We start from the raw sequence: 22,844 nt of genomic DNA, 5'->3' as shown, positions 1-22,844 counted from the left end.
CCCGCTCTTTGGCATGCCCCTGCCAAGCGACGGGCGCGGTCCGGTCTGCGCGAACCCCGCCCGGCCCGCCGAAACGGCGCGGTCGGCCGCCCCACGGACGGCACCCCCACATCCGACCAAGGAGCCCCACATGCCCAGGCCCAGCAGACGCGCCCTGCTCGCCGGTGCCACCGGACTGGCCGCCGCGAGCCTCCTCCCCTCACCGGCGGCCTCGGCCGCACCGTCCCGCGTGCGGCTGACCAGGGAGGAACACCGGGTCGTCGTCATCGGATCGGGGTTCGGGGGAGGTGTGGCGGCGCTCCGCCTCGCGCAGGCCGGCGTGCCGGTGACCGTCCTGGAGCGCGGCCGCAGGTGGCCGACCGGGCCCAACGCCGAGACCTTCCCCCACGTGTCCGGCCTCGACAAACGGATGCTCTGGTACGGCACGCTCCCGGCCGCCGTCAGGCCGCTCGCCCGGCTGATCGGCACCCCACTGGCCTTCGCGCCCTACACAGGGCTTCTCGAACCCGTACTCGGCGAGAACATCCTCAGCGTCTGCGCGGCCGGGGTCGGCGGGGGATCGCTGGTCTACCAGGGCATGACCCTCCAGCCCTCGGAAGCGGTGTTCAACACCTGGCTGCCCGAACGCCTCGACTACGGCCGCATGGACCGGATCCACTACCCCCGCGTGGCGCACATGCTCCAGGTCGCGACGGCACCCGACGAACTCGTCGGCGCCCGCACCTACTACGCGGCACGGGTCTTCGCCGAGCGGGTGCGCGGAGCCGGTTACGACCTCGCGAAGATCCCGATGCCGATCGACTGGGACTACGCCCTCGCCGAACTCCGCGGCGAGATGAAGCCCTCCTACACCAACGGGGACTGCGCACTCGGCGTCAACAACGGAGGCAAGCACTCCGTCGACGTGACGTATCTGCGGCAGGCCGAGGCGACCGGCAAGGTCACCGTCGCGACCCACCACAACGTCACCTCCGTGGCCCGGGCCGCCGACGGCCGCTGGGAGGTGTGGGCCGACCGCACCGACGACTCGGGCCGCGTGCTGGAGCAGAAGGTCCTCTCGACCCGTGCCCTGGTCATGGCAGCCGGCAGCGTCAACACGAGCAGGCTCCTGGTCCGCGCGCAGGCGACCGGCGCCGTGCCCGACCTCCCCGACGGACTCGGCGAAGGCTGGGGAACCAACGGCGACCGCATCTACGCCTGGACGAACCTGCAGGAGGACTTCGGCGCCGAGCAGGGAGGCCCCGTCGTCTACGGAAGCAAGGCGTGGGACGACCCGGCCACCGCGAACACCGTCATCCAGGCGTCACTGCCGCCACTGGGCATCGACGCCCGGACGACCATGCTGGTCGGCTTCGGGGTGAGCCCCGACCGCGGCCGCTTCCGCTACGACGCGTCCACCGACTCGGTGTCCCTGCACTGGCCCCGGGGCGGGGACTCCGCGAGCCACCGCAACCTCCACCGGCGGGTCACGGCCGTCGCCAAGGGACTCGGCGTACTGACGGACACCAACTCCCTGGTCAACAGCACCTGGCACCCACTGGGCGGCGCGTCCATGGGCACGGTGTGCGACCTGGAGGGCCGGGTGCGGGGCCAGCGGGGCCTCTACGTGCTCGACGGCGCCCTGATCCCCGGCACGACCGGGGCGTGCAACCCGTCCATGACCATCGCGGCCGTCGCCGAGCGGGCGATGGACGCGATCACCGCGCACGACATCGACACGTTCATCTGAACGCCGAGCGAGGAGCCGACCATGAGCCGCAAGAGAACCCGATCCCTTTCCGACCTCACCCCGGGCCGGGTCCCGCAGGCCGCCTCCCCGGCGGAGCGCACCCGCCGTACCGGCCCTGCCGGACCGCGAGTGCTGGCCGGTGTCGTCACCGGCACGGTCTGCGCGTGCCTGCTGGCCGCACCGGCGTCCGCGGCCGGTACGGAACCCGTCGTCTCACGCGGGGTCACCATCCCCGCCTTCTACAACCCGCCGGCCGAACTGCCCGCCACCAACGGCGCGTTGATACGCACCGAAGCGATGCCGCTCGGGCTGAGCATCCCCGGACTCGACGGCCGCCCGATGCCCGGCACCGCGACACGGCTGATGTACAAGTCCACCGACTCGGCCGGGCAGCCCGTCGCCGTGACCGGGGCCTACATCGAACCCTCGGCCGCGTGGACCAAGCCCGGCCCGCGCCCGCTCGTGGCGGTCGCCTCCGGCACCATGGGGCAGGGCGACCAGTGCGCGCCCTCGTTCGCGCTCCAGCACCCGCTGACCCTGAACGGCGACACCGTGTCGGTCGGCTACGAAGCCCTGGCCATCTACCGCATCCTCGCCACCGGGGCGGCCGTGGTCGTCACCGACTACGTCGGCCTCGGTGCCACCGACCGCGTCCACACCTACGTGAACCGCCTCGACCAGGGGCACGCCCTGCTGGACGCCGCCCGCGCCGCCCGTGGCGTGCCCGGTGCCTCGGTCACCGCGGCCTCCCCGACCGGCCTGTACGGCTACAGCCAGGGCGGCGGCGCCAGCGCGTCGGCCGCCGAACTTCAGTCCACCTACGCACCCGACGTGCCCCTCGTCGGAACCTACGCCGGCGCGCCGCCGGCGGACCTCACCTCCGTCATGAAGGGCATCGACGGCAGTGCCCTGGCCGGCGCGCTCGCCTGGTCCATCAACGGCTTCGCGCAGGCCGACCCCGACCTGCGCGCGGTCGTCGAGGCGAACATCAGCGCCACCGGCAAGGCCGCGCTGAAGGACGCCTCGACCATGTGCGTGGGTGACGCGCTGTTCGGCTACGGCTTCACCAAGAGCAACAAGTGGACCAACGACGGCAGGTCCGTCGGGGACGTCATCGCCGCCGAGCCGCGTGCCAAGGCCGCGCTGGACAAGCAGCGCATCGGGCGGCTCGAACCCACGGGCCCGGTGCGCGTGGCCACCGGCGTCCAGGACGACATCGTTCCCCACGGCCAGGCCCGGCAACTCGCCGTGGACTGGTGCCGCAAGGGCGGCGACGTCACCTACGAGCCCATCCGGCTGCCCAACCTCGGCGACAAGATCCTCACCAACCACCTCGTCCCCCTGCTCACCGACCAGGGCGACGCGATCTCCTGGCTGACCGACCGGCTCTCGGGCAAGCCCACGACCTCCAACTGCTGGACCATGCCGCTGCAACCCTGACCGGTCGGGCGTGCCTCCGCTCGTTCGACGTGCGCCTCGTCGGCTACACCGCCAAGTAGCCGTGAAGTCGGTTGAGTTGAGCGCGTCGGTGGCACCGGCGGTCGCGGACGCGTTCAGCCCCGCTCACAGATGTGAGCGGGGCTGAAGGTCACCAGCCGGACGGCCTCAACGGCCTACCGGCATCACGGCAGGGTCCATTTCTGGTTGGGTCCGGTGTGGCAGGTCCACAGGTGGACCGGCGTTCCGTCGTTCCAGGTGCTGCCTGAGGCGTCCAGGCACTTGCCCGACTGCGGGTTGCGGACCGTGCCGTCCGACTGAGGCGCCCACTTCTGCGCGCCGGTCCCGTTGCACGTCCACAGCTGGACGCGCGTACCGTCGGCGCTTCCGCCGCCCGACACGTCCAGGCACTTGCCCAGCGCCTTCAGCGTTCCGTCGCCCGGCACCGACCACTTCTGCGCGGCCGAACCGTCGCACGACCACAGCTGCGCCCGGGTGCCGTCGGCCGTGCCCGCGTTCTCCACCTGCAGGCACTTGCCGTTGACGCCCTTCACCGGCCCCGAGCGCGGACCGGGCTGGGTGTCGCCCTGCTTGATGCGGATGTTGCGGAAGGCCACCTCGTCGCCGTCCCCGTGGTTCTGGATGCCGATGTGGCCCTGCTTCAGGCTCCGCGCCGGATCGGTGTTGGTGAAATCGTTGATCTTGCTGCCGTTCAGGAAGATTTCCAACCGCTCCCCGGTGACCCGTAGTTCGTACGTGTTCCACTGCCCCGGCGGGTTGAGCGCGGCGTCACGCGCGGCGATGTCGGCGGACTTGAACCCGTAGACGGCTCCCGTGGTGCGGTCGACGGTGTCGGTGGCGTCGATCTGGACCTCGTAGCCGTTGTCGACCGCCGACCACGGGTCGGAGGAGGCCGGGAAGCCCAGCAGGACACCGGAGTTGTCGTCGCCGCTCGCCTTCCAGTCCAGCTTGAGGGAGTAGTCCCCGGTGAACTCCTTGGCGGAGTACCAGAGCATGCCCATCCCGCCGTGCGAGGTGAGGGTGCCGTCGGCGAGGTCGAAACCGCCGGGGCCCGCCTGCTGCCAGCCGGTCGTGCCCGACCCGTCGAACAGGGACGTGTAGCCGTTCTCCGGCCGGCAGTCCGCCCGCGTCATCCCCGCCGCCCAGCGGATGCCGCCGAGCAGATGCCTGCGGAACGCCGCCTCGGCGTACGAGCCCTCGGTGTGACCGCCCCCGGTGTAGAAGGCCCGGCCGCCGCGGTAGTCCTTGCACCAGGCGATCGGATGGTCCCCGCCCATGGAACCGCCCGTGTAACTGGACTCGTCGAGCGAGGCCAGCACATGGGCCGTGGCGCGGGGGTTGGTGCGGTAGTCGTACCACTCGTCGGTGCGCTGCCAGGTCCTGCCCAGATGGGCGGTGGCGTCGTGCGCCCGGTCCTCGACGCGGACGGTGGCGGACTGCACGGCCGGGTGGGAGCGGAAGAGCGCGCCGGCCAGCCCCTCGTAGAAGGGCCAGTCGTACTCCGTGTCCGCGGCGGCATGGATACCGACGTACCCGCCTCCGCCCTGGACGTAGCTCTCGAAGGCGGTCTGCTGGGCGGCGCCCAGGACGTCACCGGTCGTCGACAGGAAGACGACCGCCTTGTACTGGGCCAGGTTGGCCGTGGTGAAGGTCTGCGGATCCTCGGTGGCGTCGACGGTGAAGTTGTTCGCCGTGCCGAGGTCCCGCAGCGCCGTGATGCCCTCGTCGATCGAGTCGTGGCGGAAACCCGCGGTCCGGGAGAAGACGAGGATCTTGTACGCCGGGTCGGCGGCCACGCGGGTGACCGCTTGCGTGTGGGCGCTCGTGCCGACGGCGGGCAGGGCCGCGGCCTGCGGAGCGGAACAGAGTGCGGCGCCGGCGAACAGCCCGAGAACCGCTGTGAGATGGGTGCGCATCTGCGTCACCTCCCTTCTAGGGCAGGGTCCATTTCTGGTTGGGTCCGGTGTGGCAGGTCCACAGGTGGACCGGCGTTCCGTCGTTCCAGGTGTCGCCGGAGGCGTCCAGGCACTTGCTGGACTGCGGGTTGCGGACCGTGCCGTCCGACTGGGGCGCCCACTTCTGCGCGCCGGTCCCGTTGCACGTCCACAGCTGGACGCGCGTACCGTCGGCGCTTCCGCCGCCGGATACGTCCAGGCACTTGCCCAGCGCCTTCAGCGTTCCGTCGCCCGGCACCGACCACTTCTGCGCGGCCGAACCGTCGCACGACCACAGCTGCACCTGCGTGCCGTCCGCCGTGGCCGCGTCCTTCACGTCCAGGCACTTGCCGCCGACCCCCTTGACCGGGCCTGACCGGGTACCGCCCGTGGTGGTGAAGGAGAACTCGTCCACGTCGAAGAGCGAGCCGCTGCCGCCCTTGAAGACGAGGTACAGGGTGGTGGAGCCGGTCGGCTGGCCGCTCAGGTTCGCCGTCACGTCCCGGAAGGTCTCCCAGCCGCCTGTCACCGGCACGGTCGCCGTGCCGAGCAGCGTGCCCGTCTTGGAGCCGGCACGCACCTCGATGGTGCCGCCGGCGCCGGCGGAGGAGACGCGGGCGGTGAAGGCGGTGGTGTTGCCGAGGGTGTAGGGCTTGAAGGAGATCCAGTCGCCGCTGTCGATGTAACCGACCGTCTTGCCGCCGTTGGCCGGGATGTGGCTGACGACCTCGACGCCCGAGGAGTCACCGTAGTGCTCGGCCTGGCGGTGGCTGGGCTGGGTGATGTGCTGGTCGTGCGTCGTGAGAGCCGGCTGACCGTTCGCGCCCTTGTCCGTGTACTCGGCGTCGATGACGCCGAAGATGTTGGCGTTGGGGTCGTGCTCACCGTCGGCGAGGGTCTGCAGGGTGCCGGTGCAGCCGGTCGTCGAGGTCTGCGGGTGGCCGTGGCTGTCGTGGCCGATGATGAACGTGACCTTGACCTTGGTGCAGTCGACGGTGCCGTCCTCGGGGTCGGTCACCGTGACCTTGAAGGGGATCGCGGCGCCGGCGTCGTAGATGGCGCCGTCGCCGGGCAGGTCGATGCGCACCGTCGGGGCGGTGTTCCCGACCGTGATCTGCACGGAGGCGGTCGCGCTCTTGCCCGTCGCGTCGGTGACCTTGAGCGTGGCCGTGTACTGCCCGTTGGCGGGGTAGGTGTGCGACGGGTCGGCCGCGTTGGACGTGGTGCTATCGCCGAAGTTCCAGGAGTAGGAGAGGGCGTCACCGTCCGCGTCGGAAGTGCCCGCGGAGGAGAAGGTGACGGACAGGGGCGCTTTTCCGGAGGTGACGTTCGCCTTGGCCTGCGCGACCGGGGCGTGGCCGCCCGTGACGTGCTCGATGCGGTACAGGGCTGAGTTCGCGTCGCCGTTGAAGTAGCCCGTGCCGTAGTCGAGGACGTAGAGGGCGCCGTCCGGCCCGAAGGCCATGTCCATCACCTGGGTGCCGCTCCAGGGGAAGGAGTTGATGGACTGCACGGTTCCGTCGCCGGCGGCTTCGATGCGCTTGATCCAGCGGCGGCCGAACTCGCCCGCGAAAAAGTCGCCGTCGTACTCCTGCGGGAACTTCACCTCGGAGGTCGAGCTCGCGTCGTAGCGGTAGACCGGTCCGCCCATGGGCGATTCGGATCCGCTGCCGAACTCCGGTACGGAGCCGCCGTCGTAGGGGATCCACGCGGGCTGCGCGGCGGGCAGGTCGGTCAGGCCGGTGTTGCGCGGCGAGGTGTTCTTCGGGGCGGCGCAGTTGAAGGCCGAGCCCGCCGAGCCGGTGGCGAAGTCGTGGTCGATGTAGGCGTCGTTCTTGCCCGTGCAGTACGGCCAGCCGAAGTTGCCCGCTTTGGTGATGCGGTTGAACTCCACCTGCCCGGCGGGCCCTCGGGACGCGCTGGCGGTGCCCGCGTCGGGGCCGTAGTCGCCGACGTAGACGGTGCCGGTGGCCTTGTCGACGCTCATGCGGAAGGGGTTGCGGAAGCCCATCGCGTAGATCTCGGGACGGGTCTTCGCGGTGCCGGGCGCGAAGAGGTTGCCGGACGGGATCGTGTACGAACCGTCGGCGGCCACCTTGATACGCAGGACCTTGCCGCGCAGGTCGTTGGTGTTGCCCGCCGAACGCTGGGCGTCGTAGGCCGGGTTGCGCGAGGCGCGCTCGTCGATGGGCGTGTAGCCGTCCGAGGCGAAGGGGTTGGTGTCGTCGCCCGTGGACAGGTACAGGTTGCCCGCCGCGTCGAAGTCGATGTCACCGCCGACGTGGCAGCACAGGCCGCGGGACGCCGGCACGTCGAGGATCTTCTTCTCGCTCGCCGTGTCCAGGGTGCCGTCCGAGCGTAGGACGAACCGCGAGAGCCGGTTGACCCCGTCGAACGGGGTGAAGTCGGAGGAGGTCCCGTCCGCCGGGGCGTCGCCGCCGGGCGTGCTCAACTTGGGTGCGTAGTAGAGGTAGATGAAGCGGTTGGACGTGAATCCCGGGTCGACGGCGACGCCTTGCAGGCCCTCCTCGTCGTGGCTGTACACCTCCAGCGTGCCCGCCACGCTCGTGGTGCCTCCGGCGTCGGTCAGGCGGAGTGTGCCGTCGCGCGAGGTGTGCAGCACCGACCGGTTCGGCAGCACCGCCAGGGTCATGGGTTCGCCGGTCTCGGCCACGCCCTTGGCGAGGGTGACCTGTTGGAACTCGTCGGCGGCTGCGGACGCGGCCCGGCCGCCGGGGTCCGCCGTGTCGGCGGCGGCCGGGCTCATGGGCAGGGCCAGGCCGATGGCACACGCCGCGGCCGTCAGGAGGAAACGGACACGTCTGTGTCCGCGCGTTCTCGTGCGCACAGAGTTCTCCCGGGGGTGGGGGTGGCGGCAGGCCGCAGGGACTGCCGTGAGGGAGTACAGGCGCGCGCCGTCGCGCCGTCGAGCCCCGGCCTAAGAGATTTATGACCGGTTCATTTCAGGGAAGTTAGCGGGGTTGGTCCTCACCCGTAACCCCTTTCCATCAAGATCTTCATTCTTTCTCCGCTGACGGGACAAAGTGCCATGTCGCCTGCGGAGCAATGGAGTTGACGGCAGCCGTCCATCGCGGAGACGCGGGACGTGTGAAGGAGGCCGCCCGCAGAGGACGGCAACGGCGACGGTGACGGCAGCCCGCGACGGCGTCGGCCGAACGGTCTGCCGAACGTGAGATCAGGGACGGTGACGGCCGAGACGACGGCGGCGGCGCCCAGGCATACGACTACGTGGTCAGCGGGCCTCTTCGACGTGGGCTGCCAGGTGAGCCAGGGAAGACGCCATCGCGACCTCGTGCACCGTCTGGTCGATCCCGGAGGGCACGTTCGTGGCGGTCACGGTGACCTCTGTCCCGGCGCCCGCGGAGGCGAGTTGCCAGGTCATCGTCATGGTGCCCGCGTACGCGGGATCGTCGGCCTCGAACACCGCCCGCTGCACCACACGCTCCGGCGGCACGAGGTCGGCGAACTCGACCTCGACCACATCCGTCCCCCCGGAGGTCTTGCCGGGGCTGTCGGTGGCGTCGAGATAGGTCAGGACCATGCGGAAGCCGCCTCCGGGCCGGGGATCCCACCGCTCGATACGCCCGCGCATGCCCTCCGGCGGCAACCAGGCCTCGAGGGACTCCCTGCGGAGGAGCGCGTCGTAGACGGCCGTCGGTGCGGCGGCGATCAGGCGGGTGGCGCGGTCTCTCCGGTCCATGCGCCGAGTCTATGGTCGCGAGGCCCCGGGGCGGCCCGCGACCGGCCGGGTCGCTGAAGCGAAACGCCACGCGCCGATGAGGTCAACGCGTACCTGGGGCTGCTGGACATGACGCCCTGCGGGCGCGGTGGGGCGTGGGAAGATCGTCCCGAGGGCCGGTTCGAGGGACGCGACCCGTGCCGGTCCTGGCGCGCGGACGCGGACGGGAACACGACCTGGGGCGGGACCAGCCGTTCCGTGCCGCGGTGGACCCGTCCTGGTGCGACCCCTGTGCAGATCCTCGGGCGGCACGGCGACCACCCGTGACGCGCCCGCGGGGACCACCGCTGACACACACTCGCGCCCGCGCCGACCGGTGACGCCCGGCCGACGGCGGCCGGGGCCACGGTGGACGGCCCGGGTGGGGATGCCGGGCGCAGGAGACCCGGTCCAGGGGCACTCGGAGGCAGCGGACCAGGCATCCTGCGGCCTCTTCGGGCGCCTACGCCGGGAGTTGCTCCTGGTACCGCTCCAGCGCGGGCGCCGTCTTCGTCGCGATGAATTCCGTGATCCGGTACTCGCAGACCTCGGCCGCGACGAACGGGTCCGCCGCCGCTATCCGCTCGGCGCGGGCGCGGTCGATCCCCGCCGCGATCAGGATGCCGCCGGTCCGCGGGTCCTTGCGGCCGGAGGCGATCACCACGCCCTCCTCGTACAGGGTGCTCAGCCAGGCCACGTGCGCCCCGAGGTGCTCCTCGACGCGCTCGATGGGTGCCGTGTAGGTCAATTCCATTACGAACATGATCCGCAGGTTAGCCGGACTCGCCGACCGTGCTCAGGACCGGTGGCGGACGAAGCTGAGGTAGGCGAAGGCCTCGCCCTCGCGCGGCGCCCGCGTCCAGGAGCGGGTGGTGAAGGTGGAGAGCTTCCCGCGGGTCAGCGCGAAGCGGGGGAGTGAGAGGCCGAGTTCGTCGTGCAGGGCCCGCAACAGGGCCAGTTCGCGGGCCGATTCGGAGTCCTGTGGGCGGAACAGCCGTGCGGGGTCCAGAGCTTCGGGTATCGCACCGGAGCGCAGGACCTCCGCGCCCCGCACGGTGAACGCGTACAGCTCTTCGCCCCGTTCGGCCACCGACACGTGGAACGCGGCGGGGTGGTCCTCGGAGGTCGAGAACGCCGCGTCCCGCCAGAGGACCACCGCACGGCCGGACGAGGACGCGGCCGCGGCGGGGGACCGGGACGCCTTGCCCAGACGGCTCCGAGAGTGACCGTCGAAGGCGAAGGCCCACCCCTCGGCGGTGCGGCCGACGCAGACGACGGCCCGGTCCTCCCACAGCTCCACGCCCTCGCGCTCGTGGGGCCTGGGCGCCCGCCAGGACGCCGTGCGCGGGTCCACGGGCACGCTCAGCCGGGCGCCGTCCTCGCCGATCAGGGCGGGCAGGAGTGCGGGGTCGGTGTCCTCGACCCAGACACAGCGGTATCCGTCGAATGCCTGCCCGTTCGGCATCGGCTCCGTCAGCCACGAGAGACCCGGGGGGTCCAGATCGGGCACCGGCTCGGGGGCGGGGCCCGTCTCCCCGGCCCGCGGTGTCGCGAGGATCTCCCGCCCGCGCTCCGGGGTGACCAGCGGGCCCAGGACCGGGTCGGCGAGCAGCCCGATCGGGGCGATCAGCATGGGTCCGGGCGCCTCCCACCGCGGGAGCGCGTCGCGCAGCACCCGCCACGCGGTGTCGCCCGCTCCCCAGCGGGCCGACTCCCGGGCCTCGGCCACGGCCCGCCCCCAGGGACCGGGAGGCGCGTAACGGTAGGTGCCGTCGCGCACCGCGTTCAGCACCGCTTCGGCTACCGCCTGGTCGACTCCCCGAGCGGCCATCATCCTGAGCCAGTGCTCGCCCTCGTCCGGCCACCGTGCCGCGTGCGCCGCCCCCATGGCCACGACCGGCAGGAGCTCGGGAAGGTAGCGCGCGTCGGCCACCAGATCGCCGTAGTCCGAAGTGCCGCGCGGGGCCAGCAACTGCCGGACTTGGCGCAGCAGGGCGGCACTCCGCGGCCGTCCGAAGGAGGATGCCTCCTCGAGCAGCGGCAGGGCCTCCTCGTACCGCCCGCGCAGGGCCAGCACGCGGGCTTCCTCGGTACGGGCGTCCTGCGCGCGCGTGGTCGCGTTCACGAAGTCGGGTCTTTCCACGCGGTCGGCGTGGAAGCTGCGGTACATGGCCTCCATGTAGGCCCGGAACGACGGGTAGCGGTCCGGGTATTCACCGCTCCAGCCCTTGTAGACGTAGAGCGCCCATTCGCCGTCCTGGTCGCGGTCGCCCGGGTCGAGCAGGGCGTGCGACATGTCGGACTCCGTCTCCAGCCGCAGCGCCCGACGCCACATCCCCGCGAGGAGGACGTCCTCCTCGCGCGATGTGTCGTCCACGTGCTGTTCGTACAGGGAGGTCATGTCGTGCGGGTCCTGGAACCAGTCGATGTCGGCGGCGCCGCCGAGTTGATAGACGGCGGCCGTCTGGTCCACGTGCCACCCGTCGCTCGCGGCGAGGAACGCGCGGTACGAGGGAGGCAGCCGCGTCCCCAGCCGCTCCTCGGCGGCGGCGATCGTCGCCTCGTCCGCGCCGGGCCGGCCGGGCGGAGCGGTGGCCTCCTCGTCGCCCTCGTCCTCGCCCGCGCGAGGAACCCACTCCTCCTGCCAACGCCCGAGGAGTTCTTGCCAGTTGAAAGGCTCGCCAGTCATGCGCGGATCATGGCACCGGCCACTGACAATCGGGCCGCGGCCCCTCCGCGGAACGGTCCCCCTCGGCGCGCCTGCCGGGGAGCGGGGCCGGAGCCGGACCGGAGAACGCACGCGGCGGCTTCGAAGGCAGCGGCGGCTCGCACCAGCGGCTCGGCGTCGGCGAACCGGGGCCTCCGCCCGCCGCGACGGGACTTCAGGCGGCGCTCGGTTCCGGCCGCGGCTCGGCAGGGGCGGACTTCGTGCGGCGGGGGAGCACCAACGGGGTCGCCAGCAGGAGGAGCCCGGCCAGGCCGATGGCGGTACGCGGGCCGAGGAGGGCGCCCAGCAGGCCCCAGACCGCGGTCAGCAGCGCGGTCGATGCCTTGGTCGTCACCGCCCAGGCGGACAGCGTGCGGGCGACCCGTTCGGCCGGTGTGCGTTCCAGGCGGCAGGTGGCCTGGACGGGGTTGAAGACCCCGCAGCAGAAGATGAGCCCGGCTTCCACGCCCATCACCAGCAGTAGCCCTCCCGTCCCGGACCCCACGAAGGCGAGGCCGACGGGCCACAGCGCACGGAGTGCCCCCGTCACGACCAGGACCCGGTGTCCGCCGAACCGGGTGACGAGCGGCCCGGCGAGCCGCGAACCGAGCAGGCCGGCGATCGAGGGCGCGGCAAAGGCGAGGCCGTACTGCCACGGCGCGAATCCGAGCGGTCCGAGCATCAGCACCGTCAACAGCGGCTGCGCGGCCATGACGAGTCCGTTGAACAGCGCGGTGTTGAAGAACAGCGGTCGCAGCGTCCCGTCGGCGAGGATGTACCGCCAGCCGTCGAGCAGGTCCCGGGCCCGCGGACGCGTCGCCTTCCGGGCTTCCGGCGGCGCCTCGTGGCCGCCCATGGCGCGGATGCCCAGGGCGGAGAGCAGATAGCTGACCGCGTCGGCCACCACCGTCGCCACCGGGCCGAGCAGCCCGATCGCGAGACCGCCCAGCGGAGGCCCGACGATCGTGGTCGTCCAGGACGTGGACTCGAACCGGGCGTTGGCGACGAGCAGGTCCTCGGCCGGCAGCAGGGTCTTCAGGTACGCGCCGGAGGCGGCACGGAAGGTGATGTCGGCCGCCGCGACGACCACCGTGACGAGGAGGAGCTGAAGGAAGCCGAGCACGCCGAACGCGAACGCGACGGGGATCGTCAGCAGTGCCGCGCACCGCACGAGGTCCATGGCGATCAGCACCGGCCGCTTGCTGCGGAACTCCACCCACGGGCCGAGCGGCACCGCGACGACCGCGCCCACCGCGGCCCCCACGGAGGACAGCGCGGCGACCTCGGCCGGCCCGGCGTCCAGTACCCGGACGGCGATCAGCGGGAACGCGCCGAAGGCCAGCCAGGTGCCGAGCGCGCTGGTCCCGTACGCCCCCCAGAGCCACCCGAACGGCCGGCCCAGGCGAACCCCGGTCGACCACCCCAGCCCGTGCCAGCGCTTCATGCCCGACGCCCTCCGCCCCTCATCCGCACAACCGATTCGCGTTCGACTTCATCAAAGCGAGCGCCATACGCAGCGCACAAACAACCACGAGGCCCTCAGTCACAACCAGTGGTTGTGCCCCTAGGCTGGTGGGCATGGACCTCGACACCGTCCGGACCTTCGTCGCCGCCGCCGAGGCGGGACGGTTCCAGGAGGCCGCCGCCGAACTGGCGGTCACCCAGCAGGCCGTCTCGAAGCGCATCGCGGCGCTGGAACGGGATCTCGGCGTGCCGCTGTTCACCCGCACTCCCCGTGGCGCCGAACTCACCATCGACGGCCAGGCGTTCCTGCCTCACGCGCGCGAGCTGCTGCGGGTCGCCGAGCGCGCGTCCGCCTCCGTGCGCGCGGGCCGTCGTCCCCTGCGCGTCGACGTGATCGCCTCGCGCGGCGCGGCGACGGGACTGATGCGCGGCTTCCACCGTGCGTACCCAGAGATCGACCTCGATGTCGTGATGCTGTTCGAGATCGAGACGGCGGTCGCCGCCATCCGCTCCGGCGCGATCGACGCGTCCTTCCGCGCCGTCGCCGCGCCAGGGCGGCCCTTTCCCGACGACGTCGAGGCGAGCCGGGTGCTGGACGAGCCGCTCCAGCTGCTCACGGGCCCGGCCCACGCACTGGCGGGCGCCAAGTCGGTGACCGTCGCCCAGCTGGCCGGGCACCGGATCTGGATGCCCGGGATCGTCCCGGGGACGGAATGGGCCGCCTACTACGACGACCTCATCGCCGAGTTCGGCCTCACCATCGAGGCCACCGGCCCCAACTTCGGGTCCGACGCGCTCCTCGACACCATCGCCGACACCCCGTCGCTGGCCACCTTCATGGGCGGCCACACCCGCCTCGTCTGGCCCGCGGGCCACGGGCTGCGCCGAATCCCGGTGACGGACCCGACGCCTGTGTACCCGCACTCGCTCCTCTGGCACCGCGACAACCCGCACCCGGCGCTGGCCACGCTCCGCGCTCACCTGGCCGCGGCGGCACCCGGCCACGACGCCGTCGGCACGTGGGCACCGGACTGGGTGATCCCACGGTGAACGGCCCCCGGACCCACCGGCCCCGACGAGGCGACTACACCCGCTCCTCGTAGACCCTGACCAGGACAGGCCGAAGCCGCCGGATCACTGCCCAGGCAGGCCGCCCGGCCAGGCGTCGGGCCCAGAGGTCGAGATCGTCTCCGGCGCCGTGGAAGAACCACGAGTCGAAACTTCCCAGAGCCGCCAGGTCGGGGGCGAGTCCGTACCGGAGCTCGCAGTGGACCTGTGTGTAGTGGTCATGGTCACCGGCCCTGCCGGAGACCTCGAACTGGCGGGTGAGGTCAAGCGTGAACGAGGCGGGACCGTCGAACGCGTAGATCCCGTACTGGAGCAGAAGGCCGTCAGCGTCAGGCGTGTCAGGGACGTCGAACAGCCGTCGGCCGAAACGGAGGAAGGCAAGCCAGAAGTCCTCCGTGACCAGACCGGCAGACGTCCCAGACCGCAGTTCTCCTTCGAGCACCCCCAAAGCCTCACGTGTCGACGGTCTCCGCGTCATGCCTGCCTCCTCCGCCCACGCAGCCAGAGGGAGCGTACTCAAGCCGGGGAACCGTCCAGGACAAAGCCCCGGGAAGTCACCAATGCCGACATCGCCTCCCGCGGCAGGGACGGGTTGGCTGCCGCTGCCTCGACCACGAGCCAGTCGGGATCCGTGAGCAACTCCCGTATGGCGGATGGCGGGAGAGCCGGGTGGCCCGCTGCCACGCGCCTGGCACGTCCGTCGGTCAGACAGGCGAGGAGCGCCGGGGCCGTCGCACACGGGTGCCGGGCGATCTCGCGCAAGGCCCTCGCCGGCGTGGGTTGGTGCCGAGCCAGGTCCCTCAACAGCTCCGCGGTCGCGTCCGGGTTGGCCGCGACCCCCGCGATCACCTGAGTCCCGTGCCGCGCCACCATGCCTCGCAGGCGTGCCTCGTCGAAGCCCGGATGAGGGGCGACGCACATGACCACTTTCGCGTCGGGGTCGTCGGCCAGCGCGTCACGGATTCCGGCGGGCAGATCCCGTCGTAGAGCCGCCAGCATCCGCACGGCAGGCGCGGGCGACTGGGCCAGTGCCTCGATCTCGTCGGGACGAGCCGTCGCGATCCGCGGCAGCAGAGTCGCACCGATCTTGCGGGTCGCGGCCAGGCCGGCGAGCACGTCGAGCGGTATGTCCGGGTGATGGGCCAGTCTGCGCCGTACGTCGTGTCCGCGATCGTCGGCCAGCTTCCGGATCAGGGACTCGTCGATCCCGGGATTCTCCGCGAGGTCACCGCGTATCCCGGGAACGGGATCCTCGGCCAACAGCCGGTACACCTCCGTGGGCAGGTCGGGCCGGGCGGCGAGTGCCCAGCGCAGCGATACGGACGGATGGGCGGCGAAGCCGACGACCGCGTCGACGGGTGTGGCCGGATTCCCCAGGGCGGCTTGGCGGATGAGGTGCACGGTGGACTCGTGGGCTCCGTCGCAGAAGGCCCCGGTCGGCAGGCCGCAGGAGGGCTGCCGGCAGTCCGGATCATCCACGCACGGCTTCGTCTCGCCGTCGCAGACCAGGCACCAGCGAGCGGGAGGCAAGCCCTCGCCGCTGAGCAGCGCGGCCAGGACGGTAGACGGAGTCGTCTCGTTCAACGCCACCGCACGTCGGACCTCGGCGTGAGGATGCCCGGCCAGGCCGGCGGCCACATCCGCCGTGGCCCACAGGGCGAGCTCCGCGACGACCCGTATGTCCGGGTCCCCGGTCAGCGTCTCCACCACGTCGGGCGGGAGGCCGGGGCAGCCGGCCAGCTTCTCTCGGTGCTCGACGAGCGGATCCGCCGCGAACAGGCGCGCCCACTCCGGGTTCCCGGAACTCTCTTCCAGCAGGCCGAGGGCGGCGAGCGGCTGCGCCGAAGGATCGATGTCGGCGGAGGTCAGCCGCCCCTTGTAGGCGAGGGGCAGCGCGCTCTCCGGTACGCGCGACGCGAGTTCCACCGCCTGCGCGCGGCTGAGGTCCGGGCGATCGGCCAGGCTCGCCGCGACGTCGTCGTCCGCGACCGCGATCAGCCGGTCGACCAGTTCGGAGGGCAGGGCGGTGTTGACGGCGAGACCGCGCAGGACGTGATTCACGAGAGGCATACTGCCCGCGCCGCACGTGAAGGACGCGGGCTTTTCGGCGTCGTGGCACGGCTGCCGGTGTCGAGGGGGCCGGTGAGCATCGACGTTCGGTGGCGGCGGGCCGGTACGGTGCCGGGTCGGGTGCCGTACTGGAGGCCGTAGGGCAGCCCACCTGCCTCGGGGCAGCCCGCCGCCGCGGTCGTCAGGGGCGGAGGATGAGTCGGATGGGGTTGCCCTCCTTCTTCTCCAGCCGCTCCACCGCCTGGGCCGCCTCCGCGAGCGGCAGCACGTCGCTGATGGAACCGGAGAAGTCCAGGCGCCCGTTCTGGATCAGCCGCAGGAGCTGGGGCAGGGCGACGGGCATGTCGGAGCCGTAGTGGCCGAGGATCTGCTGCTGCAGGTAGCTGAACCGGGTGCCGTCGGACACGGTGAGCGGCTTGTCGGTCAGTCCGACCAGGACGAGTCGGCCCTTGGGGGCGAGGACACGCAGAGCTTGCTCGCGTACGGCCGGGACGCCCGCGAAGTCGAAGGCGGCCGCGATTCCGGCGCCGCCCGTGAGCGTTGCGACGGTCGCGCGCAGATCGGGGTCGGCCGAGTCCAGGGCGAAGTCGGCGCCGGCCGCGAGGGCGCGTTCCCGCGCGACGGGGTTCGGGTCGACGGCGATGACCGGGCAGGCGCCCACCGCGCGCAGCAGTTGCACCGCGTGCACCCCGAGCCCTCCTACGCCCCAGACGCCGACCGCCTCGGCGGGCCGGACCGCACCGGTGGTGGTGATCGCGCCCCAGGGAGTGGAGACGGCGTCGGGAATGATCGACCCCTGTTCGAAGGGGATCGCGTCCGGCAGCACGGTGAGCGCGTCGGCGGACGACAGGGTGTACTCGGCCCAGCCGCCGTCGTAGTCGACGCCCCGGGTGTAGGTGACGCCTTCGCGCACCTCACCCGCGTACAGGACCACGCGCGTGCCGACCTGCCACGCGGTGACCCCGTCGCCGACCTCGGCGATCACGCCGGACACCTCGTGGCCGAGGGTGACGGTGTCCCCCTTGAGCAGCAGCGGGGTGAGCGTCCCGTCGATCAGGTGTACGTCGGAAAGGCACACGCCCGCCGCCTCCACCTTGACCAGGACCTGCCCCGGGCCCGGCTGGGGGCGGGCCACTTCCTCCAGGCGCAGGGTGCGGCTGGGCACGTGCAGTCGGGCGGCGAGCATCTGCTCCATGGGGCGGTCTCCTCGGTGCGGCGGCGAGCCCCGCGCCGTATCGCAGGTCGCCTTGCGTTCACCGTACACCCAACGCAGGTCGACTTGCTTTACGCTTGGACGATGAGCGCCGCCCCGTCATCCACACCAGAGCCCGCCCCCGCACCTCCGCTGCGCCGGCGCGGCGAGCGCATGAGGCGGGCCGTCCTCGCCGCCACCGTGGACCTCCTGTCGGCGGAAGGACTGCGGGGCGCGACCGTCGGCGCAGTCGCCCGGGCGGCCGGAGTCCACGAGACGTCGGTCTACCGCAGGTGGAAGACCCGCGAGAACCTGATCCTCGACGCGCTGACCACGGAACTGGACACCGCGCTGCCGATCCCGGACAGCGGGGACGTCCGGGAGGACCTGACGCGGTTCTTCCTCGCGCTGGTCCGGCTGCTCGACTCGGCGCAGGGGCGGGCCCTGTTGCGCCTGAGCGTGGAGCGGGACGACATGCTCGACGACTGCCGTACCGGCTACTGGCGCGACCGGCTCGAACGGGCCGCCGTGATGGTCCGGCGGGGCGTCGAACGAGGAGAACTGGCGGAGGGCACGGACGCCGGTCTGGTCGTCGAAGCCATCAGCGGGCCCTTGTTCACGCGCGTCCTGCTGAGCGGGGCGCCCCTGGACGAGACTCTCGTCCGCGGCCTGGTCGGCCTCACGCTCGACGGGGTCAGGCCCGACGGAGGGTGAGGCCCGCGCCCGTCGGCGGGTGACTGCCGGGGCGCCACGCCACCGGTCGGCCGCCGGTCGGCGGTGGGTGAGTGCGTCCGGGTTCCCGTGCGGACTCGACAACGGGTGGGTTTCGTCGAGACGCCGGTGCCGGGCGTCCGCGATGGTGATTGCCACGGTGCCGGTGCCGGACGTCCGTAACGGCGTCCAGTGAGGGTCGCGGCAGTGATACTTCACGCCATCCGCGGTGACCGGGGCCTCCTGCCGGCCGCCCGGTCTGGGCCCGCGCGAGAGGGTGGGGCGCGCGAGGTGATCCACAATGCGCCTCCTGCCTCATAACGGTGTTTATGCCTCTCAGTGAGCAAACCGCCCTCTTTCGCGCCTTACTGACATGCCGCCCCGCCTGTTTCGCTTGTTCCTGCGCACGGCCACCTCGCTCACCACCGGGCGTTCGCTTCACTTCCGTTCAGCTCCCGGAGGGCATGTGTCAGTACCGGACAGCGTCACTGGTCCCGCGGTCGATGAAGCGGCTCCGCCACCGCCCTCGGGGTCGGCCCGCACCAGTCTCGGGACACAGGCCGCCCGCCAGCTGGCGACCACCACAAAATCCCAGCCACAGATGCGGGCGATCTCCTCCCGCTGGCTGCTGCGGACGCTGCCGTGGGTCGACGTCCAGGGCGGCGCGTACCGCGTCAACCGGCGACTGCACCTGCACGTCGGGCGAGGACGCGTCCGCTTCGAGCACAACGGCGCGGACGACATCAGGGTGATCCCCGGGACCCTGACCGAACTCGCCGCCCTGCGCGGTTGTACGGACACAGAGGTCCTCGAAGGGATCGCCGGCCGCTTCGCTACCCGCGAGGTCGAGCCCGGACAGGTCGTCGTACGGGCCGGACAGCCCGTCACCGAGATCCACCTCGTCGCCCACGGCCGCTTCCGCCGGTTCACCGTTGGCGCCTACGGCGACGAGCAGTCCCACGGGATCGCCGCGAACGGCGACCACCTCGGGGACGAGGCCCTCGGCCGGTCCGACCCCGTGTGGCCGACCTCGGTGCGGGCCGAGACAGCGGGAATCCTGCTCGTGCTGCCCCTGCGGGCGATCCGCGAACTCGGCGACCGTTCACCCTCGTTCGCCGCTCACCTGGAGTCGTACGAGCGCCACCGGCGACGCCGGACGAACCGCGCCGGAGAGGCCGACCTGCCGATCCGGGCCGGGCACACCGGCGAGCCGGTGCTGCCGGGCGGCTTCGTGGACTACGAACTGGCGCCCCGCGAGTACGAGTTGTCCCTCACACAGACCGTGCTGCGCGTGCACTCCCGCGTCGCCGACCTCTACAGCAGTCCCATGGACCAGACACGCGAGCAACTGCGGCTCACCATCGAGGCGGTCCGCGAGCGCCAGGAATGGGAGCTGGTGAACAACCGCGAGTTCGGACTCCTGCACAACGTGGACTTCGAGCAGCGCATCAGCACGTCCAGCGGACCCCCGACACCCGACGACCTGGACGAACTGCTGGCGATGCGGCGCGGCACGCGGCTGATCCTCGCCCCTCCGAAGGCCATCGCGGCGTTCTTCCGCCAGTGCGGCAAACGCGGCCTGATGCCCGCCTCCACGACCATCAACGGCCACAAATGCCTTGCCTGGCGGGGAGTCCCGATCCTGCCCTGCGCCAAGATCCCGACCTCCAAGGCCCACACGACCAGCATCATCGCGCTGCGCACCGGTGAGGCCGACCAAGGGGTCGTCGGGCTCTACCAGACCGGAATCCCCGAGGAGTACCAACCCGGCCTCAACGTCCGCTTCATGGGCGTCGACCAGCATGCCGTCGTCAAGTACCTCGTCACCGCCTACTACTCCCTGGCCATCCTCGTGCCCGACGCGGCCGGCGTCCTGGAGAACGTCCAGCTCGGCCGCGTCGCCGACTGAACAGGTGGAGCACCGCACACATGAGCACGTCCACGGACGACACAGCCGCGTTCACCCCGCCCGGCCCACCCCACCCCGTCCCCACCCTGCGCGCCAGGCGTAGTGGAGCCGTCCCGGGGCTCAGGTACCGGCCGGCGGCCCCCGCCGATCCCGAGAAGGCCGCGGAGATCGACCGGAGACTGGAGGCATGGGCGCGCGGGCTCGACCTGTTCCCCCCGCAGTGGACGGGAGACTTCACCCAGTTCCAGTTCGGCCGTGCCGTGGCCCTCCAGCACCCCGGAGCGGCCGACCTGGAGCGCCTCACCGTCGCAGGCAAACTCCTGCTCGCCGAGAACATCGTCGACAGCTGCTACTGCGAGGAGGACGAGGGCAGGGGCGCCGCGCGCAGCGGACTGGGCGGCCGGCTCGTCGTGGCCCAGTCGGCGCTCGACCCGTTCCACAGCACTCCCGAACTGGAGGAGCGCTGGCGCGACGGAGTACAGGCGGACGGCCCGCTGCGCTCGTACCACTGGGCGCTGAAGGACTACGCCGCCGTCGCCACACCCAGCCAGACCAGCAGGTTCCTGCACGACGTCGCCCGACTGCATCTCGGGTACCTCGGTGAGGCCGCCTGGGCGGAGACCAGGTACGTGCCGGACATCTGGGAGTACCTGGTGATGCGGCAGTTCAACAACTTCCGGCCCTGCCTGTCCATCGTGGACGCCGTCGACGGCTACGAACTGCCCGAAGTGGTGTACGCCCGACCGGAGATCCAGCGGATCACGGCCCTGGCCTGCAACGCCACGACGATCGTCAACGACCTGTACTCCTACACCAAGGAGCTGGCGAGCGATCCCGACCACCTGAACCTGCCCCAGGTGGTCGCCGCGAACGACCAGTGCGGCCTCAAGGCCGCCTATCTGAAGAGCGTCGAGATCCACAACCAGATCATGGACGCCTTCGAGGCGGAGGCCGCCGCCCTCTCGGCCACCTCGCCGCTCGTCGAAAGGTACGCCCGTGGCCTCGCCGACTGGGTGTCCGGCAACCACGAGTGGCACGCCACCAACAGCCACCGCTACAGCCTGCCCAACTACTGGTAGGCCGAGCGGTTCCGCCAGCACGTCAGCACAGTGTCAAAGCGAGGAGAGTCACCGTTGACCACCGTCCCCACCGCAGTCACGTCCGCACCGGTGCCAGCCCAGTCCACGTACCAGAACCGTGTCGCGGAGTACTGGAACGCCGAGGAGAACCCGGTCAACCTCGAGCTCGGGAAGATCGATGACCTCTACCACCACCACTACGGCATCGGCGGCGCCGACGCCTCGGTGCTGGACGAACCGGACCCGGACCGGCGCCGCGAGCGCATCACGCACGAACTGCACCGGCTGGAGCACGCGCAGGCGGAACTGCTGGCCTCCCACCTGGGTGAACTCTCGCCGGACGACCGGGTCTTCGACGCGGGCTGCGGTCGGGGCGGAGGCAGCGTCACCGCGAACCTGCGCTACGGCTGCCACGCCGACGGGGTCACCCTCTCCGCCAAGCAGGCCGAGTTCGCCAACGAGCAGGCCCGCAAGCGCGGTATCGACCACAAGGTGCGCTACCACCACCGGAACATGCTCGACACCGGACTCAAGTCCGGTGCCTACGCGGCGTCCTGGAACAACGAGTCCACGATGTACGTCGAGCTGGACCTGCTCTTCGCCGAGCACGCCCGCCTGCTGCGCCGCGGCGGACGGTACGTGGTCATCACCGGTTGCTACAACGACACCTACGGGCGGGCCTCCCGTGAGGTGTCGCTCATCAACGCCCACTACATCTGCGACATCCACCCGCGGTCCGAGTACTTCCGCGCCATGGCGCGCAACCGGCTCGTGCCCGTGCACGTGGAGGATCTGACGGCGGCGACCATTCCGTACTGGGACCTGCGCCGGCAGGCCGACCACCTGGTCACCGGTATCGAGGAGACCTTCCTGGACGCCTATCGCAACGGCAGTTTCCAGTATCTGCTGATCGCGGCCGACCGGGTCTAGGTTCCGTCGCGGACGCCAGGGTCCGCCGGCGTGGCGACGGCAGGTGCCGTGCACGGCGACGGACCCGGTCCGGCGTCTACGCCGACGCGTGTGCGACCGCGGGCGGCGGGCTGGTGAGGCGGGCCGTGCCGTCGTTCAGTTCCCACACGTCGTCGGCGAGGTCGAGCAGGCGGGTGTCGTGGGTGGCCACGAGAGCGGTGACCCCCTCGCTGTCCACCACGGCACGGAGCAGCTCCATCACGGCCAGGCCGGTGTGCGCGTCGAGTTGCCCGGTCGGCTCGTCGGCGATCAGGAGAGCGGGCCGGTTGGCGAGCGCCCGCGCCACCGCCACCCGCTGCTGCTGCCCGCCGGAGAGCTCGTCGGGCCGCTGCCGCGCGTGGTCGGCCAGACCCACGAGGGCCAGGAGCACCCGCACCCGCTCGTCGCGCTCCGCGCGCTGCCGCCGGCGCAGCCTCAGCGGCACGCCCACGTTCTCGGCCGCCGTGAGCACGGGCAGCAGGCCGAAGTCCTGGAAGACGAACCCGACCCGGTCCCGGCGCAGTTCACGGAGCCGGGCCTCGGGCAGGGCGGACAGGTCGGTGCCGTCCAGGAGTACCCGGCCCCGGTCCGGCCGGACCAGGCCGCCCACGATGTTCAGCAGCGTCGTCTTGCCCGCGCCCGAGCGCCCGCGCACCGCGGTCAGCCGTCCACGCCGCGCCGTGAGCGACACTCCGCGCAGTGCCTGCACCGCCGAGGGTCCGCGTCCATAGCCGCGGTGTACGTCCACCACGCGGACCATCGGCTCCGCGCCGTGCTCCACTCTGTCTCCGGTCATCGCCCCACCCTGTTCCGTGCCGTCCGGCGGACATCCGCGT

17 protein-coding genes and 1 pseudogene are annotated in these 22,844 nt (G+C 71.7%); 8 read left to right on the top strand and 10 right to left on the bottom strand.

The features are described 5' to 3' along the window. The first annotated feature begins 130 nt into the window (after positions 1-130). Together ACZ4VA_RS20380 and ACZ4VA_RS20375 are read left to right on the top strand one after the other, a co-directional pair. Entirely contained in the window at positions 131-1,729 is a 1,599-nt protein-coding gene (locus ACZ4VA_RS20380; RefSeq protein ID WP_468082300.1) for a GMC oxidoreductase, read from the top strand. Between the two features lie 21 nt (positions 1,730-1,750). Continuing rightward, positions 1,751-3,169 (top strand): lipase family protein, encoded by a 1,419-nt coding sequence (locus tag ACZ4VA_RS20375; RefSeq protein ID WP_356169956.1) that lies wholly within the window; start codon positions 1,751-1,753, stop codon positions 3,167-3,169. Positions 3,170-3,351: 182 nt separating this feature from the next. Here the strand turns inward: ACZ4VA_RS20375 and ACZ4VA_RS20370 are convergent, their stop codons facing one another. From ACZ4VA_RS20370 to ACZ4VA_RS20360, 3 genes are all read right to left on the bottom strand, one after another. Continuing rightward, positions 3,352-5,103, bottom strand: coding sequence for a ThuA domain-containing protein (locus ACZ4VA_RS20370; protein ID WP_452921013.1), 1,752 nt, complete (start codon positions 5,101-5,103; stop codon positions 3,352-3,354). A gap of 16 nt (positions 5,104-5,119) precedes the next feature. Next, entirely contained in the window at positions 5,120-7,888 is a 2,769-nt protein-coding gene (locus ACZ4VA_RS20365) for a PQQ-dependent sugar dehydrogenase (protein WP_468082357.1), read from the bottom strand. 486 nt (positions 7,889-8,374) lie between these two features. Then, complete coding sequence (locus ACZ4VA_RS20360; protein ID WP_356174054.1) at positions 8,375-8,842, bottom strand: SRPBCC family protein; 468 nt, start codon at positions 8,840-8,842, stop codon at positions 8,375-8,377. Positions 8,843-8,899: 57 nt separating this feature from the next. Here ACZ4VA_RS20360 and ACZ4VA_RS20355 point away from each other — a divergent pair. Further along, positions 8,900-9,148 (top strand): annotated as a pseudogene (locus tag ACZ4VA_RS20355) (hypothetical protein); the annotation flags it as partial. 175 nt (positions 9,149-9,323) lie between these two features. Here the strand turns inward: ACZ4VA_RS20355 and ACZ4VA_RS20350 are convergent. The 3 genes from ACZ4VA_RS20350 to ACZ4VA_RS20340 form a co-directional block, all read right to left on the bottom strand. Continuing rightward, positions 9,324-9,623 (bottom strand): YciI family protein, encoded by a 300-nt coding sequence (locus tag ACZ4VA_RS20350; protein WP_355792534.1) that lies wholly within the window; start codon positions 9,621-9,623, stop codon positions 9,324-9,326. 33 nt (positions 9,624-9,656) lie between these two features. Further along, entirely contained in the window at positions 9,657-11,549 is a 1,893-nt protein-coding gene (locus ACZ4VA_RS20345) for an SMI1/KNR4 family protein (RefSeq protein ID WP_468082299.1), read from the bottom strand. Positions 11,550-11,742: 193 nt separating this feature from the next. Continuing rightward, positions 11,743-13,011, bottom strand: coding sequence for an MFS transporter (locus ACZ4VA_RS20340; protein WP_388904889.1), 1,269 nt, complete (start codon positions 13,009-13,011; stop codon positions 11,743-11,745). Between the two features lie 134 nt (positions 13,012-13,145). Between ACZ4VA_RS20340 and ACZ4VA_RS20335 the strand changes: the two genes are divergently transcribed. Further along, positions 13,146-14,081, top strand: a complete 936-nt coding sequence (locus ACZ4VA_RS20335; RefSeq protein WP_388904890.1) for a LysR family transcriptional regulator — start codon at positions 13,146-13,148, stop codon at positions 14,079-14,081. Between the two features lie 34 nt (positions 14,082-14,115). Here ACZ4VA_RS20335 and ACZ4VA_RS20330 read toward each other — a convergent pair whose 3' ends face one another. From ACZ4VA_RS20330 to ACZ4VA_RS20320, 3 genes are all read right to left on the bottom strand, one after another. Further along, positions 14,116-14,577: a hypothetical protein gene (locus ACZ4VA_RS20330; protein ID WP_355794136.1), complete on the bottom strand. Its 462-nt coding sequence runs from the start codon at positions 14,575-14,577 to the stop codon at positions 14,116-14,118. A gap of 38 nt (positions 14,578-14,615) precedes the next feature. Beyond that, positions 14,616-16,160 (bottom strand): hypothetical protein, encoded by a 1,545-nt coding sequence (locus ACZ4VA_RS20325; RefSeq protein WP_468082298.1) that lies wholly within the window; start codon positions 16,158-16,160, stop codon positions 14,616-14,618. Between the two features lie 190 nt (positions 16,161-16,350). Continuing rightward, positions 16,351-17,364 carry a zinc-binding dehydrogenase gene (locus tag ACZ4VA_RS20320; protein WP_452921021.1) on the bottom strand — a complete coding sequence of 338 codons (1,014 nt, stop codon included), beginning with the start codon at positions 17,362-17,364 and terminating at the stop codon, positions 16,351-16,353. 171 nt (positions 17,365-17,535) lie between these two features. Between ACZ4VA_RS20320 and ACZ4VA_RS20315 the strand changes: the two genes are divergently transcribed. The 4 genes from ACZ4VA_RS20315 (at position 17,536) to ACZ4VA_RS20300 (ending at position 21,990) form a co-directional block, all read left to right on the top strand. After that, the gene (locus ACZ4VA_RS20315; RefSeq protein WP_355793349.1) at positions 17,536-18,075 is read left to right on the top strand and encodes a TetR/AcrR family transcriptional regulator; all 540 of its coding nucleotides are present in this window, start codon (positions 17,536-17,538) and stop codon (positions 18,073-18,075) included. 463 nt (positions 18,076-18,538) lie between these two features. Then, a complete protein-coding gene (locus tag ACZ4VA_RS20310) occupies positions 18,539-19,981 on the top strand; it encodes a family 2B encapsulin nanocompartment shell protein (RefSeq protein WP_468082297.1) in 1,443 nt (480 codons plus the stop codon). Positions 19,982-20,001: 20 nt separating this feature from the next. Beyond that, entirely contained in the window at positions 20,002-21,060 is a 1,059-nt protein-coding gene (locus ACZ4VA_RS20305) for a family 2 encapsulin nanocompartment cargo protein terpene cyclase (RefSeq protein WP_356174031.1), read from the top strand. 54 nt (positions 21,061-21,114) lie between these two features. Continuing rightward, positions 21,115-21,990, top strand: coding sequence for a geranyl diphosphate 2-C-methyltransferase (locus ACZ4VA_RS20300; protein ID WP_355786007.1), 876 nt, complete (start codon positions 21,115-21,117; stop codon positions 21,988-21,990). Positions 21,991-22,066: 76 nt separating this feature from the next. Here ACZ4VA_RS20300 and ACZ4VA_RS20295 read toward each other — a convergent pair whose 3' ends face one another. Further along, positions 22,067-22,804 (bottom strand): ABC transporter ATP-binding protein, encoded by a 738-nt coding sequence (locus tag ACZ4VA_RS20295; protein WP_388904893.1) that lies wholly within the window; start codon positions 22,802-22,804, stop codon positions 22,067-22,069. Between the last annotated feature and the right edge of the window lie 40 nt (positions 22,805-22,844).

This window comes from Streptomyces sp. NPDC028308, assembly GCF_055565855.1.
The sequence above is the reverse complement of the archived record's forward strand: the minus strand, read 5'-3'. Positions and strand labels throughout refer to the sequence as shown.

Excerpts from the sequence above, each read along its gene's own strand:
- ACZ4VA_RS20340 (WP_388904889.1), bottom strand. The coding sequence starts at position 13,011 with ATGAAGCGCTGGCACGGGCTGGGGTGGTCGACCGGGGTTCGCCTGGGC.
- ACZ4VA_RS20320 (WP_452921021.1), bottom strand. The coding sequence starts at position 17,364 with ATGGAGCAGATGCTCGCCGCCCGACTGCACGTGCCCAGCCGCACCCTG.
- ACZ4VA_RS20365 (WP_468082357.1), bottom strand. The coding sequence starts at position 7,888 with ATGAGCCCGGCCGCCGCCGACACGGCGGACCCCGGCGGCCGGGCCGCG.
- ACZ4VA_RS20315 (WP_355793349.1), top strand. The coding sequence starts at position 17,536 with ATGAGGCGGGCCGTCCTCGCCGCCACCGTGGACCTCCTGTCGGCGGAA.
- ACZ4VA_RS20370 (WP_452921013.1), bottom strand. The coding sequence starts at position 5,103 with ATGCGCACCCATCTCACAGCGGTTCTCGGGCTGTTCGCCGGCGCCGCA.
- ACZ4VA_RS20350 (WP_355792534.1), bottom strand. The coding sequence starts at position 9,623 with ATGTTCGTAATGGAATTGACCTACACGGCACCCATCGAGCGCGTCGAG.
- ACZ4VA_RS20360 (WP_356174054.1), bottom strand. The coding sequence starts at position 8,842 with ATGGACCGGAGAGACCGCGCCACCCGCCTGATCGCCGCCGCACCGACG.
- ACZ4VA_RS20335 (WP_388904890.1), top strand. The coding sequence starts at position 13,146 with ATGGACCTCGACACCGTCCGGACCTTCGTCGCCGCCGCCGAGGCGGGA.
- ACZ4VA_RS20330 (WP_355794136.1), bottom strand. The coding sequence starts at position 14,577 with ATGACGCGGAGACCGTCGACACGTGAGGCTTTGGGGGTGCTCGAAGGA.
- ACZ4VA_RS20375 (WP_356169956.1), top strand. The coding sequence starts at position 1,751 with ATGAGCCGCAAGAGAACCCGATCCCTTTCCGACCTCACCCCGGGCCGG.
- ACZ4VA_RS20380 (WP_468082300.1), top strand. The coding sequence starts at position 131 with ATGCCCAGGCCCAGCAGACGCGCCCTGCTCGCCGGTGCCACCGGACTG.
- ACZ4VA_RS20305 (WP_356174031.1), top strand. The coding sequence starts at position 20,002 with ATGAGCACGTCCACGGACGACACAGCCGCGTTCACCCCGCCCGGCCCA.
- ACZ4VA_RS20345 (WP_468082299.1), bottom strand. The coding sequence starts at position 11,549 with ATGACTGGCGAGCCTTTCAACTGGCAAGAACTCCTCGGGCGTTGGCAG.
- ACZ4VA_RS20295 (WP_388904893.1), bottom strand. The coding sequence starts at position 22,804 with ATGACCGGAGACAGAGTGGAGCACGGCGCGGAGCCGATGGTCCGCGTG.